Here is a 15,469-nt window from a genome sequence, read left to right as displayed (position 1 = left end):
CACTTTTCCCCTCCTCGTTTCGGACGCCTGCCAGACCGATGTCCACCTTGATCCTGATACCGGCCCGCATGGCCTCGACCCGCCTGCCGGGCAAGCCGCTGGCCGATATATCAGGCGCGCCGATGATCGTGCATGTCGCCCGCCGCGCGGCCGAGGCCGGCCTCGGCCGGGTGGTGGTGGCGACCGACACGCAGAGCGTGGCCGAGGCGGTGCGCGCGCATGGTTTCGAGGCGGTGATGACGCGCATGGATCATGAGTCCGGCTCGGATCGTATCCACGAGGCGTTGGTTGCTCTTGATCCCCTGGGCAAGGTCGAAACGATCGTCAATGTGCAGGGCGACCTGCCGACCATCGACCCCGCCATCATCGCCGCCTCGCTCAGGCCGTTCGAGGACGCCACGGTCGATATCGCCACGCTCGGCGTCGAGATCGTCCGCGAGGAGGAAAAGACCAATTCCAACGTCGTCAAGATCGTCGGCTCGTCGCTCTCCGGCACGCGGTTGCGGGCGCTCTATTTCACCCGCGCCACGGCACCGTGGGGCGAGGGGCCGCTTTATCACCACATCGGTCTCTACGCCTATCGCCGCGCCGCGCTCGAGCGTTTCGTCGCGCTGAAGCCGTCGCCGCTGGAGCGCCGCGAGCGGCTGGAGCAGCTGCGGGCACTGGAAGCCGGCATGCGCATCGACGCCGAGATCGTCCAGTCGCTGCCGCTTGGCGTCGACACGCCGCATGACCTGGAACGCGCCAGGGAAATTCTTTCAAACTGAGATATCAGCATGCCTGAAAAGACCAACAGAATATCCTTCCAGGGCGAGCCGGGCGCCAATTCCGACACCGCCTGCCGCAACGTCTATCCCTCGATGGAGCCGTTGCCGTGCCCGACCTTCGAGGACGCGTTCAATGCCGTCGAGACCGGCAAGGCCGATCTCGCCATGATCCCGATCGAAAACACCATCGCCGGACGCGTCGCCGACATCCACCATCTTCTGCCCGAATCGAGGATGCACATTGTCGGCGAATATTTCCTGCCGATCCATTTCCAGCTGATGGTGCTGCCCGGCGTCAGGCGCGACGAGATCAAGACCGTGCACACCCACATCCACGCCCTCGGCCAGTGCCGCAAATACATTCGCAAGAATGGCTGGAAGGGAGTAGTCGCGGGGGACACGGCGGGCGCCGCCAAGATGGTCTCCGAGGTCAAGGACCGCACCATGGCCGCGCTGGCCCCGGCGCTGGCCGCGACGCTCTACGGGCTCGACATCATCGAGGAGAATGTCGAGGACACCGACAGCAACGTCACCCGCTTCGTGGTCCTGACCAAGAGCAAGCAATGGGCCGAGCGCCCGGCACCCGACGTCAAGATGATGACGACCTTCATCTTCCGCGTCCGCAACGTGCCGGCCGCGCTCTACAAGGCCATGGGCGGCTTCGCCACCAACGGCATCAACATGACCAAGCTGGAGAGCTATCAGCTCGGCGCCTTCACGGCGACGCTGTTCTACGCCGACATCGAGGGCCACCCCGACGATCCGCTGGTCAAGCTGGCGCTGGACGAGCTTCGCTTCTTCTCGCGCGAAGTGCGGATCCTCGGCGTCTATCCGGCCAGTGAGTCGCGCGAGCAGTGGAAGGTGGCGGATTGAGCTACCAGCCCAGCGGCACGTAGTCGATTTCCATGAAGGTCTCGACCTCCGGTACCCAGCGGTCGCGCACGAAGGCGACATGATCGGGATGGTCGTTGTACCTGGTGTAGGCGGCCTGGTCGGCGAACTCCATCGAGAAGCCGAACCGATAATCGTTCTTGGGGCTGACCTGCCGCAATTGCTCGAAATGCGTGACGCCCCGGATCGCCGAGAGGATTTTCCTTGCATCGACGAGAAATCGCTTTTCCTCCAGCGAATGCGGCGGGTGCTTCAGCGTGAAGACGACTGTGTGACGGATCATCTGTCTCTCCTGCAATGACTTCGATATTCACAATTCGCTGTCGACCCAGGCGCGGATGAGGTGATGCGCGATGGCGCCTTTCGGCGGCGTCACCAGGGCGTGGGGGTGCGCACGATCCAGCATCAGGCGCACCTCGTCGCGCAAAAACCAGCGGCAGTCCTCCAACTCGTTGAGATCGGCCTGGATGTCTTCGTTGAGCGGCTCGCCGAAGCAGCCGATCATCAGCGAATAGGGAAACGGCCAGGGTTGGCTGGCGTGGTAGACGACGCGGCCGAGCCGTATTCCGGCCTCCTCCAGCGTTTCGCGGCGCACCGCCGCCTCGATCGTCTCGCCCGGCTCGATGAAGCCGGCAAGCGCCGAATACATGCCCGGCCCAAAATGCCGGCCGCGCCCGAGCAGGCACTTCTCCCGCGTCGCCGTCAGCATGATCGCCACCGGGTCGGTGCGCGGAAAATGCTCGGTGCCGCAATTGGGGCAATGGCGTTTGTAGCCACCCGCCCGCATCTGCGATTCGGTGCCGCATTTGCTGCAGAAGCGGTGGCTGGCGTGCCAGGCGAGCAGGGCCGCCCCTTGCGCCATCGCGCCGGCGGCGGCCTCGTCGATCAGCCCTTGCATATAGACCGAGCGGTAATCGATCGCCTTGACGGTTTCAGGCAACTGTTCGGCATCGATGCCGGCCAGGACCGCCAGCACCGGCCCCTGTTCGGAAAACCCGAGCAGGACGCCCTGGGTGAAGCAAGGGCTGAAGGGCTCGCTCTCGGCGACGCGGTACCAAGGGTCGAAACCGCCATCCGCCAGTTTCAGGTGGAGCCGGCCGCCATTCATCAAAAGCAGCCGTGTCGTCGGATCGGCCAGCGCTTTGTCGACCGAATCGTCTGCGCGGTTCTCGGATTGCCGGTCGATCGTGTTGCCGGCAAAGCCGACGAACTGGCTCGGCTCGCGCAGGGGCGCGTCAAACAGGCGGAAGCTCATAGGGACTCTGGTGCTTTGGGATGGACATGCTTGGGATGGACACGGGGAAGGCTTATAGCGCCGCCCTTATCGTTTCGGCAAACCGGCGCAGGTCGGAAGGCTCATAGGGCACGCGCAGGCCATGTCCCCACACGGGGCCGGGCCAGCCGGGGTCGCCCTCGGACCGTGCGATGATGTGGACATGCAGTTGGCGCACGATGTTGCCGAGCGCGCCGGTGTTGATCTTGGTGCAGCCGCTCACCTTCTTCAGCGCCTGCGCCACCATGTTGGTCTCGAAGGTCAGCATCGCCTGGTCGAGCGGCGTCATGTCGTGGATCTCCTCCGCGCCCGGCCGCTGCGGCACGAGGAGCAGCCATGGCCAGCGGCGGTCGTTCATCACCCGCAATTCGCACAGCCCAAGCCACATCAACTGCTCGCTGTCAGCCTCCAGCCGGGCATCCAGCGTGAATCCGGCCTTCAGGCCCGGCAGCATTGGCGTTTCCCTTGCTTTTCTTGGCTTCCTCAAACCTTGAACGCTAAAGCGGCTGCTTCGGGGCTGCAAGCGAATCTCGTGGTTGGCGGTGCCGATTTGCCTGCGCACTTGCATTTCGTCGCGCAATTGCCGATATGGACAGCGGGAGGTTGGTGGTGGACGATCCACTCGCCAACCGGGTCAGGTCCGGAAGGAAGCAGCCCTAACGAGCCCGGAACGGGTCATTGTTCCAGCCTCCCACCTCATCGGCCCTCCTCGCGACATTGACGACGCATTGCAGCGCGGGCGAGACTATGCGCAGGAATCGGCGCCCTTGGGCGGCCTTTTGGAGCTTAACGGGCGAATGAGCGAAGCCGGAAATTCGGGGCCCGATAGTCTGGCGACGGGCAAGGCCGCTGCCTATCGCGTGCTGGCGCGCAAATACCGTCCGTCGAATTTCTCCGAGCTCGTCGGCCAGGAGCCGATGGTGCGCACCCTCACCAACGCGTTTGCCACTGGCCGCATTGCCCAGGCCTGGATGCTGACCGGCGTGCGTGGCGTCGGCAAGACCACGACGGCGCGCATACTGGCGCGAGCCCTGAATTATAAAACCGCCACCGTTGACCAGCCCTCGGTCGACCTCGCCGTGCTTGGCGAGCATTGCCAGGCGATCATGGAAGGCCGCCATGTCGACGTCATCGAGATGGACGCCGCCTCGCACACCGGTATCGACGACATCAGGGACATCATCGAGCGCGTGCGCTATGCGCCCGTCTCGGCCCGCTACAAGGTCTACATCATCGATGAAGTGCACATGCTGTCCACGCAGGCCTTCAACGGCCTGCTGAAGACGCTGGAAGAACCACCGCCGCACGTCAAGTTCATCTTCGCCACCACCGAGATCCGCAAGGTTCCGATCACCGTCCTGTCGCGCTGCCAGCGTTTCGACCTGCGGCGCATCGACGCCGGCGCGCTGGTCGCGCATCTCTCCTCGATCGCCGGCAAGGAAGGCATTTCAGTCGACGATGACGCGCTGGCCATGATCGCGCGCGCCGCGGAAGGTTCCGCCCGCGATTCGCTCTCCATTCTCGACCAGGCGATCGCCCATGGCGCCGGCTCCGTCAGCGCCGAGGCCGTGCGCGCCATGCTGGGGCTCGCCGACCGTGCCCGCATCGTCGATCTGTTCGAATATGTGATGAAGGGCGATGTGGCGGCAGCACTCGGCGAATTCCGCGCGCAATACGACACCGGTGCCGATCCGGCCGCCGTGCTCACCGATCTGGCCGAGTTCAACCACCTCGTCACCCGTTTGCGCTTCGTGCCGACCGCCATGGACGATGCCTCGCTGTCGCAGGACGAGCGCCAGCGCGGCGCCGATTTCGCCAGGGCGCTGTCGGTCCGCGTGCTGTCACGGACCTGGCAGATGCTGCTCAAGGGCATTCCCGAGGTGCAGTCCTCCAACCGGCCGGTCAGTGCCGCCGAAATGGTGTTGATCCGGCTGGCGCACGCCGCCGACCTGCCGACATTGGACGAGGCGCTGAGATCGCTGGAGAGTGGTGCTTCGACGACTGGCGCGGCGCCGCGCCCGAACGGCGCGCCCGTGAACCCCGGCAATGGCGGTGCAGGCGGCAATGGCGCCAGCGCCGTGGCGCAGGCGCGCATGCCTGGCGGATCGGGCGGCGCGCAGACCATGCGGCTGGTCGAGGCCACGCCCGCTCCGGCCGCCTTCGTAGCGCCCCCGCAACCTGCGCCGGAGACGCAAGCCGTACCGCTGAAATCGCTGGCCGACATCGTTGCCCTCGCCGACGCGCAGCGCGACATCGCCTTCAAGGTGCTGGTCAAGCGCTGCATCCGTCTGGTGCACATCGAACCCGGCCGCATCGACGTCAGCCTGACCGATGACGCGCCCAAGATGCTGCTCAACGAGCTGACGACGAAACTGCGCGCCTGGACCGGCCGCAGTTGGCTGGTGTCGCTGTCGAAGGAAGACGGCGGCCAGACGCTGGCCGAAATGGAATCGACCAAGCGCGAAAACGCCTTCCTCGACGCCAGGAACGACCCGACCGTGGCCGCCATCCTGGCCCGCTTTCCCGGCGCCAAGATCATCGATGTGCGAATTCCCGATACCCCGGACGCCGACGCGACCGACGCCGAAATGCCGGTCGAGCCGCCGGCCGATGACGACGAACCCTGATATCCAGCACTAATCCGCAAAGGATCGGACCATGAAAGATCTTCTCGGCCTGATGGGCAAGGCGAAGGAAATGCAGGCCAAGTTCCAGGCCATGCAGGATGAGATCGCCACGGTCGAAGCCGTCGGCCAGGCCGGCGGAGGTCTGGTCAGCATCACGTTGAGCGGAAAGTTCGACATCAAGTCGCTGAAGATCGACCCGTCTTTGTTCAAGGAGGACGAGGTCGAAATCCTCGAGGATTTGATCCTTGCTGCGCACAATGACGCCAAGGCCAAGGTCGAGCAGATCATGCAGGAAAAGACCAAGGCGTTGACCGCTGGCCTGCCTATTCCGCCGGGAATGAAACTGCCCTTCTAGGCGTTCGGTGCGCCCGTGATCGGCGAGCCATCCGAAAGACTGATCGAGCAGCGTATCCGCAACAGGATCTATGAGATTCTGGAAATCCTCGCCGATTGCGATGCGGGTGTCGATCTCGTCGGCATCAAGGGCTACTTCAATCTCTTCGAGGATTTCGTGCACCGCCCGTCGATCGAGGCCGGCACGTCGGCGCTTTCGAAGGATGAACGCGCCATCGTGCTGGAAATCGCCGAGTTCCTGGAGGCGGCCTCCGAGACAAATCCTGATTTCACCAAGGCCGAGTTCATCGACAGCGACTGGCCGGGCAAGATCGCGCCGACGGCCAGGGAGGCGCGGACGCTGTTTCTCAGGCGGGGCCTGTTTTCAGACACGGTCGAAGAGATTGAACCCGGTTGGCCCGCAGCAATCGCCGCCGGGCGGTAGACTATTCTGGGAAGCCGTGGCGCGCTCTTCCCGGCAAAAGCGCATGGCGTTTACCCCAGCGGAATTGCGGCAAAACGAAGAAAAGGCGGTCATCGTCCGTGTGAAACGACGGCCCGATCCATCTGGAAAGCCTCGATTTGTGTCAATTCGGCAACAGTCCGCCGTTAATAACGTTTTGGCCATCATTTTGCCCGAAAGTGTCTCATTCTTGCCGCAGCCTGGGGGCGGGCATTGAAGTGAGAGGGTTACCTGTTGATAGCCACGCGATGGAAGACGCCGCTGTTGCTCGGCGTCGTCACGTCTCCCCTTTTCTTGGCCGCTTGCAGCCAGACCACCTCGCACGGCATGTCGGTCGCCAGCCTGACCGACGCCATCACGCCGAGCTTCCTGAGTTCGCGCGCCTACAGCCATACGCCCAAGGACAGGGAATGCCTGGAACGGGCGATGTTCTTCGAATCCAACCGGTCGAGCCGCGACGGCATGGTCGCCGTCGGCACGGTGGTTATGAACCGGCTGCGCTCGGGCAATCATGGCAGCACCATCTGCCAGGTGGTCGGCGAGCCCGGGCAGTTCGCGCCGGGCGTCATGACCAGGCCGATGAACTCGCGTGCAATGCCCGATGTCGAGGAGGCCGCCGACGCCGTGCTCAAGGGCGAGCGCAAGGCCAAGCTCAAGAACACGATGTATTTCCACACCGCCGGCCTGCGCTTCCCCTACAAGAACATGCACTACACCATGGTTGCCGGCGGCAATGCCTTCTACGAAAAGCGCGGCCGCAACTGGCAGCCGCTGCCGGATGAGCCGATGGTCGCGTCGGCCGAGCGGCCAGCCGCGTTGCCGGGAGTACCCGCGACGCGTGTCGCGTCCCTCGAGATGGCGCGCCCGGCCAAGGCGACCGCCCGCAATGCTCCGGCAGAACAGGTCTACATGACCGCAGCGGCGGAACCGGCGGCCAAGCCGTCGCCCGCCCGCACTGCCCCCGCGCAGCAGACCTATCTGACCGCATCCGCGGCGCCGTCGGCAAAGTCCGCGCGAGTCCAGGCGAAGCCGATCGAAATTGCGATGCAGGAGCCGATGGAAGAGCCTGATGCCGCCCGTTTTGGCGGAACCTTGAACAGCGGAACCTCGAACAAAAGGGTCATCTCCTCGGTCCAGGACGCTCCGCAGGAAGCATCGATGGGATTCCAGTCGACGCCTGAGAACACCGACGCCATAGGCGCGATGATCGTCAGCCAGGGTCGCCCGCTCGAAACCAACTGATTCTCGCATGGCAGCATGGCGGACCGTGCGTCGACAGGGATGTTTCAAACCGCTCTGAAAAATCCTAGATCAGTGCGATGTCCAAGCGAATCGCCGGTCCCGAGATCGAACGCCTGATCCAGCTTCTGGCCAAAGTGCCGGGGCTTGGCCCCCGTTCGGCCAGGCGCGCGGCGCTGCACCTGATCAAGAAGAAGGAACAATTGCTGTCGCCGCTCGCCGCCGCCATGGGCGAGGCCGCCGACAAGGTGCGCATCTGCTCGACCTGCGGCAATGTCGACACCTCGGACCCCTGCACGATCTGCACCGACCCTCGCCGCGATGCCGCCACCCTGATCGTCGTCGAGGACGTCTCGGATCTCTGGGCGCTGGAGCGGGCGGCGGCGATGAATGTTCGCTACCATGTGCTCGGCGGCACGCTGTCGCCGCTCGACGGCATCGGCCCCGATCAGCTCAACATCCGCTCGTTGGTCGACCGCATAGCCGGCGGCGAGGTCAAGGAGGTCATCCTCGCCGTCAACGCGACGGTCGAGGGCCAGACCACCGCGCACTATCTCACCGATCAGCTCTCCGGCTTCGAGGTCAAGATAACGCGTCTGGCGCACGGCGTGCCGGTCGGCGGTGAACTCGACTATCTCGACGAAGGCACGCTGGCCGCCGCGCTGCGCTCGCGGACGGCGTTTTGACCAGATCCGCGGAGGGGATGCGCACGATGATTACCTCTCCGCCAAAGCTGGTGCGAAACACCCCCCTCTGTCCTGCCGGACATCTCCCCCGCAAGGGGGGAGATTGGCTGTCATCTCTGCTTTCGCAAATCGCCAGCGTTGTAGGATTGGCTGCAAGGCCAAAACTGCCGATCTCCCCCCTTGCGGGGGAGATGTCCGGCAGGACAGAGGGGGGTGTGAAGGAACGCCAACCTCTCAGTTTGGCTTTGCTTTCCTTTCTGGCCGTACTCCTCGCCGTCTTCCTCACCATCCCCGCATCCGCCGCCAACATCGGCGACCAGTTCCGCGCATGGCTCCAATCCGACCTCTGGCCCGACGCCAAGGCGAAAGGCATTTCCAAAAGCACGTTCGACGCCGCGTTCAACGGCATCAAGCCCAATCTCGATCTTCCCGACCTTGTCTTGCCGGGCGAGAAGCCGAAGACGCCGCAAAAACAGCACCAGGCCGAGTTCGGTTCGCCCGGTGCCTATTTTGCCGAGAAGACGGTTCGTGCGGTGACATCGGGTGGACGCACCCGCGAAGCCGCCAATGCCCGCACGCTTGCCGCGGTCGAAAAGCGTTACGGCGTGCCGGGTGAAATCCTTCTGGCGATCTGGGGCCGCGAGACTGGATTCGGTGCGGCGAAGATGCCCTACGACGCCTTCGAGGTGCTGGGCACCAAGGCGTTCATGTCGATGAAAAAGGATTTCTTCCGCACCGAGCTGCTGGCGGCGCTGGAAATCGTCGAACGCGGGCTGGCCCCGGTCGGCGCGATGAAATCGTCGTGGGCCGGTGCGCTCGGCCAGCCGCAATTCATGCCGACCTCTTTCCTGAAACATGCCGTCGATTTCGACGGCGACGGCCGCGTCGACATCTGGAATTCGACGCCTGACGTGCTGGCCTCGATCGCAAATTACCTTGTCCATTATGGCTGGGTGAGGGGACGCGGTTGGGGTTTCGAGGTGACCGTACCTCAGAGCGTCTCCTGTTCGCTGGAAGGCCCGGACCAGGGCAAAAAGATTTCGCAATGGGCCGCCATGGGCATCAAGCGCGTCGGCGGCAAAGCGTTCCCGGCGAGCGAGCTGAGGACGGAAGGCTTCCTGCTGATGCCGGCCGGCCGCAGCGGCCCGGCCTTCATCGCCACCCCCAATTTTTACGTGCTGAAGGAATACAACACCAGCGACCTCTATGCGCTGTTCATCGGCCACGGCGCCGACCGCATTGCCCATGGCGATCAGAATTTTTCCGGTGGCTGGGGTCCGGTCGGCGATCTCCACCGCTCCGACATCGCCGCCTTGCAGAGGACCCTGGAAGCCAAGGGCTATGATGTTGGCAGCGCCGACGGCCTGCCCGGCTTCAAGACCCGCCGCTCGATCGGCAGATGGCAGGAAAAGAATGGTCAGGCGGCCACCTGTTTTCCTGATGCCGGTCTGGTCGCCGCGCTGAAATAGCTTCGAAATTTTAGCAGATTTTTCACGATCCGCAGCGTCATTTGGCCGGCGCATGCGTCGACACGCCGCCGTGCATTCTGCTCCACTGAGGCCGTCTCGCAAATCCTCGTTGCCGGGCCGGGTGTCGCCGGATAAGGTATTGACCAACTGGACAAAAACCACGACGTTGGTGGCTCAGAGGCTCTCGTCGAGCCTTGAAAGAACACCGTAACCCTGAGCCGGGAACTCAGGTCAACAAACAACAAAACAGGGAACAATCATCATGATGATGGAAAAGCTTGCTCTACGATCCCGCACCTTGCTTGCGGGCGCCGCCATGTCGGCGCTGCTTCTGGCCGGCGCGCCGGCTGGCGCGGTCACCCCCGCCGACACGCTTGTCGAAGGTTTTGCCATCGACGACATCATCTCGATGGATCCGGGCGAGGCGTTCGAGCTGTCGACCGCCGAAGTCACCGGCAACACCTATGACCTTCTTGTCCGCCTCGACCTCAGCGACACCTCAAAGGTCAAGCCCGATCTCGCCGAAAGCTGGACCGTCTCCGACGATGGCCTGACCTATATGTTCAAGCTCAAGCCGGGCCTGAAATTCGCTTCCGGCAACCCGATCAGCGCCGCCGACGTCGCCTGGTCGTTCGAGCGTGCCGTCAAGCTGGACAAGAGCCCGGCCTTCATCATCGATCAGTTCGGCATCAGCGGCGACAACGTCACCGAAAAGGCCAAGGCGGTCGACGACACGACCTTCCAGTTCACCGTCGACAAGGCTTACGCGCCAAGTTTCGTCCTGAACTGCCTGTCGGCCACCGTCGCCTCCGTTGTCGACGCCAAGCTGGTCAAGGAACATGTCGCGGCGGTGACGCCGAGCGCCGACTACAAATGGGATAATGACTTCGGCAATGCCTGGCTGAAGACAGGCTATGCCGGCTCGGGCGCCTACAAGCTGCGTGAATGGCGTGCCAACGAGGCGGTCGTCATGGAGCGCAACGACAATTATTACGGCGAAAAGGCCAAGCTCGCCCGCGTCATCTACCGCAACATGAAGGAAAGCTCGGCCCAGCGCCTTGCGCTTGAAGCCGGCGACATCGACGTTGCCCGCAACCTCGAGCCGAACGACCTCGACGCCATCGCCAAGAACGCCGACCTCACCACCACCAGCGCGCCGAAAGGCACCGTCTACTACATCAGCCTCAACCAGAAGAACCCGAACCTCGCCAAACCCGAGGTCCGTCAGGCCTTCAAATACCTTGTCGACTATGATGCCTTGAGCTCGACCATCCTCAAGGGCATCGGCGAAATCCACCAGACCTTCCTGCCCAAGGGCGTGCTCGGCGAACTGGACGAAAACCCGTTCAAGCTCGACGTCGCCAAGGCCAAGGAACTGCTGGCCAAGGCAGGCCTGCCCGACGGCTTCAGCGTCACGATGGATGTACGCACCGGCCAGCCGACCACCGGCATGGCGGAATCGATCCAGCAGACGCTCGGCCAGGCTGGCATCAAGCTGGAGATCATTCCGGGTGACGGCAAGCAGACGCTGACCAAATACCGCGCCCGCAACCACGACATTTATATCGGCAATTGGGGCCAGGACTATTTCGATCCGAACTCCAACGCGCAGACCTTTGCCTCGAACCCGGACAATTCGGATGCAGGCAAGTCCCACACGCTCGCCTGGCGCAATAGCTGGGACATTCCGGATCTGACCAAGGAAACGGAAGCGGCACTCCTGGAGAAGGATTCGGGCAAGCGCGCCGATATGTACAAGGATCTTGAGAAAAAGATTCTCGACACCAGCCCCTTCGTCATCATCCACCAGCAGCTGGAAGTCGCGGGTCTGCGCAAGAACCTCAAGGGCTTCGCGCTCGGTCCGAGCTTCGACACCAACTTCGTCGGGCCGGTTTCCAAGGAATAGTGTTCGCTGACACGCCGCATGAGCGCGATTGAAAACGAGGGCGGGCGCGGCAGCGCCCGCGCCGTCGCCCTTGCATCATCGCTCGGCCGTTTCCTGGTCATTGCGGTGACGACCTATCTTGGTCTTCTCGCGGTCACCTTCTTCATTGGCCGCGTCATCCCGATCGACCCGGTGCTCGCCGTTCTGGGCGACCGGGCACCCGCCAATGTCGTGGAGCGCACGCGCCGCGAGATGGGCCTCGACCTGCCGTTGATCGAGCAGTTCTATATCTATGTGAAACACGCGCTGAGCGGCGATTTCGGTATCTCGGTGCTGACCACAAATCCTGTCATGACCGACATCCGCCGCGCTCTTCCCGCGACGACGGAACTTGCGACATTGGGGACACTGATCGGCGCGCTGTTCGGTGTGCCGCTCGGGGTGCTGGCCGCGGTCAAACGCGGCAGTCTCATCGATCAGATCGTGCGCGTCATCGGCCTGATCGGCTATTCCGTACCCATCTTCTGGCTGGGTCTGCTGGGTTTGGTGCTGTTCTACGCCAAGCTGCAGTGGGTGGCCTTCCCTGCACGGCTCGACATCGTCTACGAATACACTTTCACGCCGATCACCGGTTTCTACCTGCTCGATTCCGCGATGCAGGGACAGTGGGACGTCTTTTACGACGCCTTCCGTCACATCATCCTGCCGGCCTCGCTTCTCGGCTATTTCTCGCTCGCCTATATCAGCCGCATGACGCGATCGTTCATGCTCAATGAGCTCGCCCAGGAATATGTCGTCGCGGCGCGCGCCAAGGGCCTGTCGGAAACGCGCATCATCTGGGGCCACGCGTTGCGCAATGCCGCCGTGCCGATGGTGACCGTGATCGCGCTGTCCTATGCCGGGCTGCTCGAGGGCTCGGTACTCACCGAGACCGTCTTCTCCTGGCCGGGCATCGGCCTCTACATCACCAACTCGCTGCAGAACGCCGACATGAACGCGGTGCTCGGCGGTACCATCGTCATCGGCTCGGTGTTCATCGGAATCAACCTTCTGTCCGACCTGCTCTACCGTGTGCTCGACCCGAGGACCAAGACAGGATGAGTAGAGGTATTTCGGGCTTGGCTGCGGCTAGTCACCCTCACTCCGGCCCTTCGGGCCACCTCTCCCCCTGCCCGGGGGAGAGGAAAAGGCGGTCGCATGCTTGGTTCCTTTCCTCTCCCCCGTCGAACGGGAGAGAGGTGGTCTGGGAAGCAGACCGGAGTAGGGGTCTACAGCTTCAAGGGGCATCGTCATGACCGTCTCCGACGCCCGCCCGTTCTCCCGTCGCGCATGGTTGCTGTCGGAGCGGCCGGCATCGCGCATGCAGGCAAGGCTCGGCCGCGCCTATGTCGCGTGGCGGCGCTTTTCCGCCAATCGTCTGGCCTTTGTCGGTCTGCTGATCATCATCGCCCTGCTGCTCGTCGCCGCACTTGCCGGTATGCTGGCGCCGTATTCGCCGACCTTCGGTGACCTGAAGAACGCGCGGCTGCTGGCACCGAGTGCGCAACACTGGTTCGGCACCGACGACCTCGGCCGCGACATCCTTTCGCGCATTCTCTACGGTTCGCGTTGGACCCTCTATGTGGTCATCCTGGTCGCCATCATCGCGGCTCCCATCGGTCTTCTGGTCGGCACCGTCGCCGGCTATGCCGGCGGCTGGACCGATGCCATCCTGATGCGCATCACCGACATCTTCCTCGCTTTCCCCAAGCTGGTGCTGGCGCTGGCCTTCGTCGCCGCCCTTGGCCCCGGCATCGAGAACGCCGTGCTCGCCATCGCCATCACCTCCTGGCCGCCCTATGCGCGCATTGCGCGTGCGGAAACGCTGACCGTGCGCAACTCGGACTACATCAAGGCAGTGCAACTGATGGGCGCCTCGCCTTTCCGCATCGTGCTGCGCCACATCATGCCGCTCTGCATCTCTTCGCTCATCGTCCGCGTGACGCTCGACATGGCCGGCATCATCCTGACGGCCGCGGGCCTCGGCTTCCTCGGCCTTGGCGCGCAGCCGCCGCTGCCGGAATGGGGCACGATGATCGCTTCGGGCCGCCGCTTCATCCTCGACCAATGGTGGGTGGCCGGCGCGCCTGGCTTCGCCATCCTCTTCGTCAGCCTCGGCTTCAACCTGCTTGGCGACGGCCTGCGCGACGCACTCGACCCCCGGAGCGGTGACCAATGAGCGGCCAGACGGGGACACTGCTTGAGGTGGATGATCTGCGGGTCACCTTTCCGACCCGTACCGGCATGATCGAGGCGGTGCGCGGCGTCTCCTTTTCGCTCGGCCGCGAGCGGCTCGGCATTGTCGGGGAGTCCGGCTCGGGCAAGTCGCAGACGGGCCGCGCCATCATGGGCCTGACACCGCCGCAGGCCCGGATATCGGCCAGCAAATTGACCTTCGACGGCATCGACCTGCTCGGCGTCTCGCCACGCCAACGCCGGGCGCTGCGCGGCAACCGCATCGCCATGATCCTGCAGGATCCGAAATATTCGCTCGACCCGGTGATGAGCATCGGCCGCCAGATCGTCGAGACTTTGCGCACCCATGAAAAGGTCGGCAAGGCCGAGGCGCGCGAGCGCGCGCTGGCCATGCTGGAGGCGGTGCAGATCCGCGACCCCAAACGTGTCTTCGACCTGCATCCGCACGAAGTGTCCGGCGGCATGGGCCAGCGCGCCATGATCGCCATGATGCTGATCGCCGGGCCGGAAATGATGATCGCCGACGAGCCGACCTCGGCGCTTGATGTCACGGTGCAGCTCGACGTGCTCGGCATTCTCGACAGGCTGGTCGCAGAGCGCGGCATGGGGCTGATCTTCATCTCGCACGACCTGCGCCTGGTCTCGTCCTTCTGCGACCGCGTCATCGTCATGTATGCCGGCAAAGTGGTCGAGCAGCTCAAGGCTTCGGAACTCAGCCAGGCGCAGCATCCCTACACGCGCGGCCTGCTCAACTGCATGCCCAAGATCGGCGCCGACCGTCACCCGCTGCCGGTGCTCGACCGCAAGCCGGAGTGGGCGGCATGACTTCCGCGATTGCCGTCGACAGGCTGGAGGTGCTCTTCGACCGCTTCCGCGCGTTGAAGGGCGTCAGCCTCGATGTGCAGCCGGGTGAATCCTTCGGCCTGGTCGGTGAATCCGGCTCAGGCAAATCGACATTGCTGCGAGCCATAGCCGGCCTTGCGCCGGTCGCATCGGGCAGCATCACCGTCAACGGCAAGACGCTCGGCACGCGCCGCGACAAGGCTTTTTACCGCGAAGTGCAGATGGTTTTTCAGGATCCGTATGGCTCGCTGCATCCGCGCCAGACCGTCGACCGCCTGCTGCAGGAGCCGCTTGCCATCCACGGCTTTGCCGATGGCGAAAGGCGGATTGAACGCGCACTCGACGAGGTCGGCCTCGGCAACGGTTTTCGCTTCCGTTACGCGCACCAATTGTCGGGCGGCCAGCGCCAGCGCGTGGCGATCGCGCGCGCGCTCATCCTCGAGCCCTCGATCCTGCTGCTCGACGAGCCGACCTCGGCGCTCGACGCCTCGGTGCAGGCCGAAGTGCTCAACCTGCTGGAGGAAGTCCGTCGCCGGCGCAAGCTGACCTTCCTGATGGTCAGCCACGACCTCGCCATCATCACCCACATGTGCGAGCGGCTGATGGTGATGCAGGGCGGCGAGGCGGTGGAGAATCTGGTGGCGAACGACCTCGTCGAGCGCCGCGTGACGAAGGATTATACGCGCAACCTGCTCAGGGCGAGCGACGGGTTTGTGAGAACCGCCTCCGAGCAAGTTTGACGATAGTTGTCCGACGCA

At 63.8% G+C, this 15,469-nt stretch carries 16 protein-coding genes and 1 other RNA gene; 14 read left to right on the top strand and 3 right to left on the bottom strand.

Annotated elements, in window-relative coordinates; translation table 11 throughout:
• The first annotated feature begins 38 nt into the window (after positions 1 to 38).
• Together O7B34_RS02870 and O7B34_RS02865 are read left to right on the top strand one after the other, a co-directional pair.
• Positions 39 to 767: a 3-deoxy-manno-octulosonate cytidylyltransferase gene (locus O7B34_RS02870; RefSeq protein ID WP_337144784.1), complete on the top strand. Its 729-nt coding sequence runs from the start codon at positions 39 to 41 to the stop codon at positions 765 to 767.
• A gap of 9 nt (positions 768 to 776) precedes the next feature.
• Entirely contained in the window at positions 777 to 1,640 is an 864-nt protein-coding gene (locus O7B34_RS02865; protein WP_337144783.1) for a prephenate dehydratase, read from the top strand.
• Position 1,641: 1 nt separating this feature from the next.
• On the opposite strand, the gene O7B34_RS02860 is transcribed toward O7B34_RS02865, so the two are convergent.
• Genes O7B34_RS02860 through O7B34_RS02850 form a run of 3 tightly spaced genes read right to left on the bottom strand, consistent with a single transcriptional unit; the run spans position 1,642 to position 3,385 of the window.
• The gene (locus O7B34_RS02860; protein WP_027142075.1) at positions 1,642 to 1,941 is read right to left on the bottom strand and encodes a Dabb family protein; all 300 of its coding nucleotides are present in this window, start codon (positions 1,939 to 1,941) and stop codon (positions 1,642 to 1,644) included.
• Positions 1,942 to 1,968: 27 nt separating this feature from the next.
• Positions 1,969 to 2,913 (bottom strand): NAD(+) diphosphatase, encoded by a 945-nt coding sequence (gene nudC, locus O7B34_RS02855; protein WP_337144782.1) that lies wholly within the window; start codon positions 2,911 to 2,913, stop codon positions 1,969 to 1,971.
• A gap of 52 nt (positions 2,914 to 2,965) precedes the next feature.
• Positions 2,966 to 3,385 carry an HIT family protein gene (locus O7B34_RS02850; protein WP_337144781.1) on the bottom strand — a complete coding sequence of 140 codons (420 nt, stop codon included), beginning with the start codon at positions 3,383 to 3,385 and terminating at the stop codon, positions 2,966 to 2,968.
• Positions 3,386 to 3,529: 144 nt separating this feature from the next.
• On the opposite strand from O7B34_RS02850, the gene ffs reads away from it, so the two are divergent.
• The 12 genes from ffs (at position 3,530) to O7B34_RS02790 (ending at position 15,451) form a co-directional block, all read left to right on the top strand.
• An RNA gene (gene ffs, locus O7B34_RS02845) (signal recognition particle sRNA small type) lies at positions 3,530 to 3,626 on the top strand.
• 102 nt (positions 3,627 to 3,728) lie between these two features.
• Positions 3,729 to 5,558 (top strand): DNA polymerase III subunit gamma/tau, encoded by a 1,830-nt coding sequence (locus tag O7B34_RS02840; protein ID WP_337144780.1) that lies wholly within the window; start codon positions 3,729 to 3,731, stop codon positions 5,556 to 5,558.
• A gap of 31 nt (positions 5,559 to 5,589) precedes the next feature.
• On the top strand, positions 5,590 to 5,913 hold the full coding sequence (locus O7B34_RS02835) for a YbaB/EbfC family nucleoid-associated protein (RefSeq protein ID WP_337144779.1): 324 nt from the start codon (positions 5,590 to 5,592) through the stop codon (positions 5,911 to 5,913).
• Between the two features lie 15 nt (positions 5,914 to 5,928).
• Positions 5,929 to 6,336 (top strand): hypothetical protein, encoded by a 408-nt coding sequence (locus O7B34_RS02830; protein WP_337144778.1) that lies wholly within the window; start codon positions 5,929 to 5,931, stop codon positions 6,334 to 6,336.
• Positions 6,337 to 6,588: 252 nt separating this feature from the next.
• The gene (locus O7B34_RS02825; protein WP_337144777.1) at positions 6,589 to 7,596 is read left to right on the top strand and encodes a cell wall hydrolase; all 1,008 of its coding nucleotides are present in this window, start codon (positions 6,589 to 6,591) and stop codon (positions 7,594 to 7,596) included.
• Between the two features lie 77 nt (positions 7,597 to 7,673).
• Positions 7,674 to 8,279, top strand: a complete 606-nt coding sequence (recR, locus tag O7B34_RS02820; protein ID WP_337144776.1) for a recombination mediator RecR — start codon at positions 7,674 to 7,676, stop codon at positions 8,277 to 8,279.
• A 191-nt stretch (positions 8,280 to 8,470) separates the two neighbouring features.
• Positions 8,471 to 9,748, top strand: a complete 1,278-nt coding sequence (locus O7B34_RS02815; protein WP_337144775.1) for a lytic murein transglycosylase — start codon at positions 8,471 to 8,473, stop codon at positions 9,746 to 9,748.
• Positions 9,749 to 10,010: 262 nt separating this feature from the next.
• Positions 10,011 to 11,654, top strand: a complete 1,644-nt coding sequence (locus O7B34_RS02810; protein WP_337144774.1) for an ABC transporter substrate-binding protein — start codon at positions 10,011 to 10,013, stop codon at positions 11,652 to 11,654.
• Positions 11,655 to 11,672: 18 nt separating this feature from the next.
• The gene (locus O7B34_RS02805) at positions 11,673 to 12,734 is read left to right on the top strand and encodes an ABC transporter permease (protein WP_337144773.1); all 1,062 of its coding nucleotides are present in this window, start codon (positions 11,673 to 11,675) and stop codon (positions 12,732 to 12,734) included.
• Between the two features lie 190 nt (positions 12,735 to 12,924).
• The gene (nikC, locus tag O7B34_RS02800) at positions 12,925 to 13,851 is read left to right on the top strand and encodes a nickel transporter permease (protein ID WP_337144772.1); all 927 of its coding nucleotides are present in this window, start codon (positions 12,925 to 12,927) and stop codon (positions 13,849 to 13,851) included.
• Positions 13,848 to 14,693: an ABC transporter ATP-binding protein gene (locus O7B34_RS02795; RefSeq protein WP_140507699.1), complete on the top strand. Its 846-nt coding sequence runs from the start codon at positions 13,848 to 13,850 to the stop codon at positions 14,691 to 14,693. The genes nikC and O7B34_RS02795 overlap by 4 nt, the downstream gene beginning before the upstream one ends.
• Positions 14,690 to 15,451 (top strand): ABC transporter ATP-binding protein, encoded by a 762-nt coding sequence (locus O7B34_RS02790; protein WP_337144771.1) that lies wholly within the window; start codon positions 14,690 to 14,692, stop codon positions 15,449 to 15,451. Before O7B34_RS02795 ends, O7B34_RS02790 begins: the two co-directional genes overlap by 4 nt.
• Positions 15,452 to 15,469: the final 18 nt, after the last annotated feature.

The sequence above is a fragment of the Mesorhizobium sp. Cs1299R1N3 genome (assembly GCF_037179625.1).
Lineage (GTDB): Bacteria > Pseudomonadota > Alphaproteobacteria > Rhizobiales > Rhizobiaceae > Mesorhizobium > Mesorhizobium salmacidum.
The sequence above is the reverse complement of the archived record's forward strand: the minus strand, read 5'-3'. Positions and strand labels throughout refer to the sequence as shown.

Bases quoted from the DNA above. Each gene is read 5' to 3' on its own strand.
- O7B34_RS02835 (WP_337144779.1), top strand. From the start codon at position 5,590: ATGAAAGATCTTCTCGGCCTGATGGGCAAGGCGAAGGAAATGCAGGCC.
- O7B34_RS02850 (WP_337144781.1), bottom strand. From the start codon at position 3,385: ATGCTGCCGGGCCTGAAGGCCGGATTCACGCTGGATGCCCGGCTGGAG.
- O7B34_RS02815 (WP_337144775.1), top strand. From the start codon at position 8,471: ATGTCCGGCAGGACAGAGGGGGGTGTGAAGGAACGCCAACCTCTCAGT.
- O7B34_RS02840 (WP_337144780.1), top strand. From the start codon at position 3,729: ATGAGCGAAGCCGGAAATTCGGGGCCCGATAGTCTGGCGACGGGCAAG.
- O7B34_RS02805 (WP_337144773.1), top strand. From the start codon at position 11,673: ATGAGCGCGATTGAAAACGAGGGCGGGCGCGGCAGCGCCCGCGCCGTC.
- O7B34_RS02860 (WP_027142075.1), bottom strand. From the start codon at position 1,941: ATGATCCGTCACACAGTCGTCTTCACGCTGAAGCACCCGCCGCATTCG.
- O7B34_RS02795 (WP_140507699.1), top strand. From the start codon at position 13,848: ATGAGCGGCCAGACGGGGACACTGCTTGAGGTGGATGATCTGCGGGTC.
- recR (WP_337144776.1), top strand. From the start codon at position 7,674: ATGTCCAAGCGAATCGCCGGTCCCGAGATCGAACGCCTGATCCAGCTT.
- O7B34_RS02870 (WP_337144784.1), top strand. From the start codon at position 39: ATGTCCACCTTGATCCTGATACCGGCCCGCATGGCCTCGACCCGCCTG.
- nikC (WP_337144772.1), top strand. From the start codon at position 12,925: ATGACCGTCTCCGACGCCCGCCCGTTCTCCCGTCGCGCATGGTTGCTG.
- nudC (WP_337144782.1), bottom strand. From the start codon at position 2,913: ATGAGCTTCCGCCTGTTTGACGCGCCCCTGCGCGAGCCGAGCCAGTTC.
- O7B34_RS02865 (WP_337144783.1), top strand. From the start codon at position 777: ATGCCTGAAAAGACCAACAGAATATCCTTCCAGGGCGAGCCGGGCGCC.
- O7B34_RS02790 (WP_337144771.1), top strand. From the start codon at position 14,690: ATGACTTCCGCGATTGCCGTCGACAGGCTGGAGGTGCTCTTCGACCGC.
- O7B34_RS02810 (WP_337144774.1), top strand. From the start codon at position 10,011: ATGATGATGGAAAAGCTTGCTCTACGATCCCGCACCTTGCTTGCGGGC.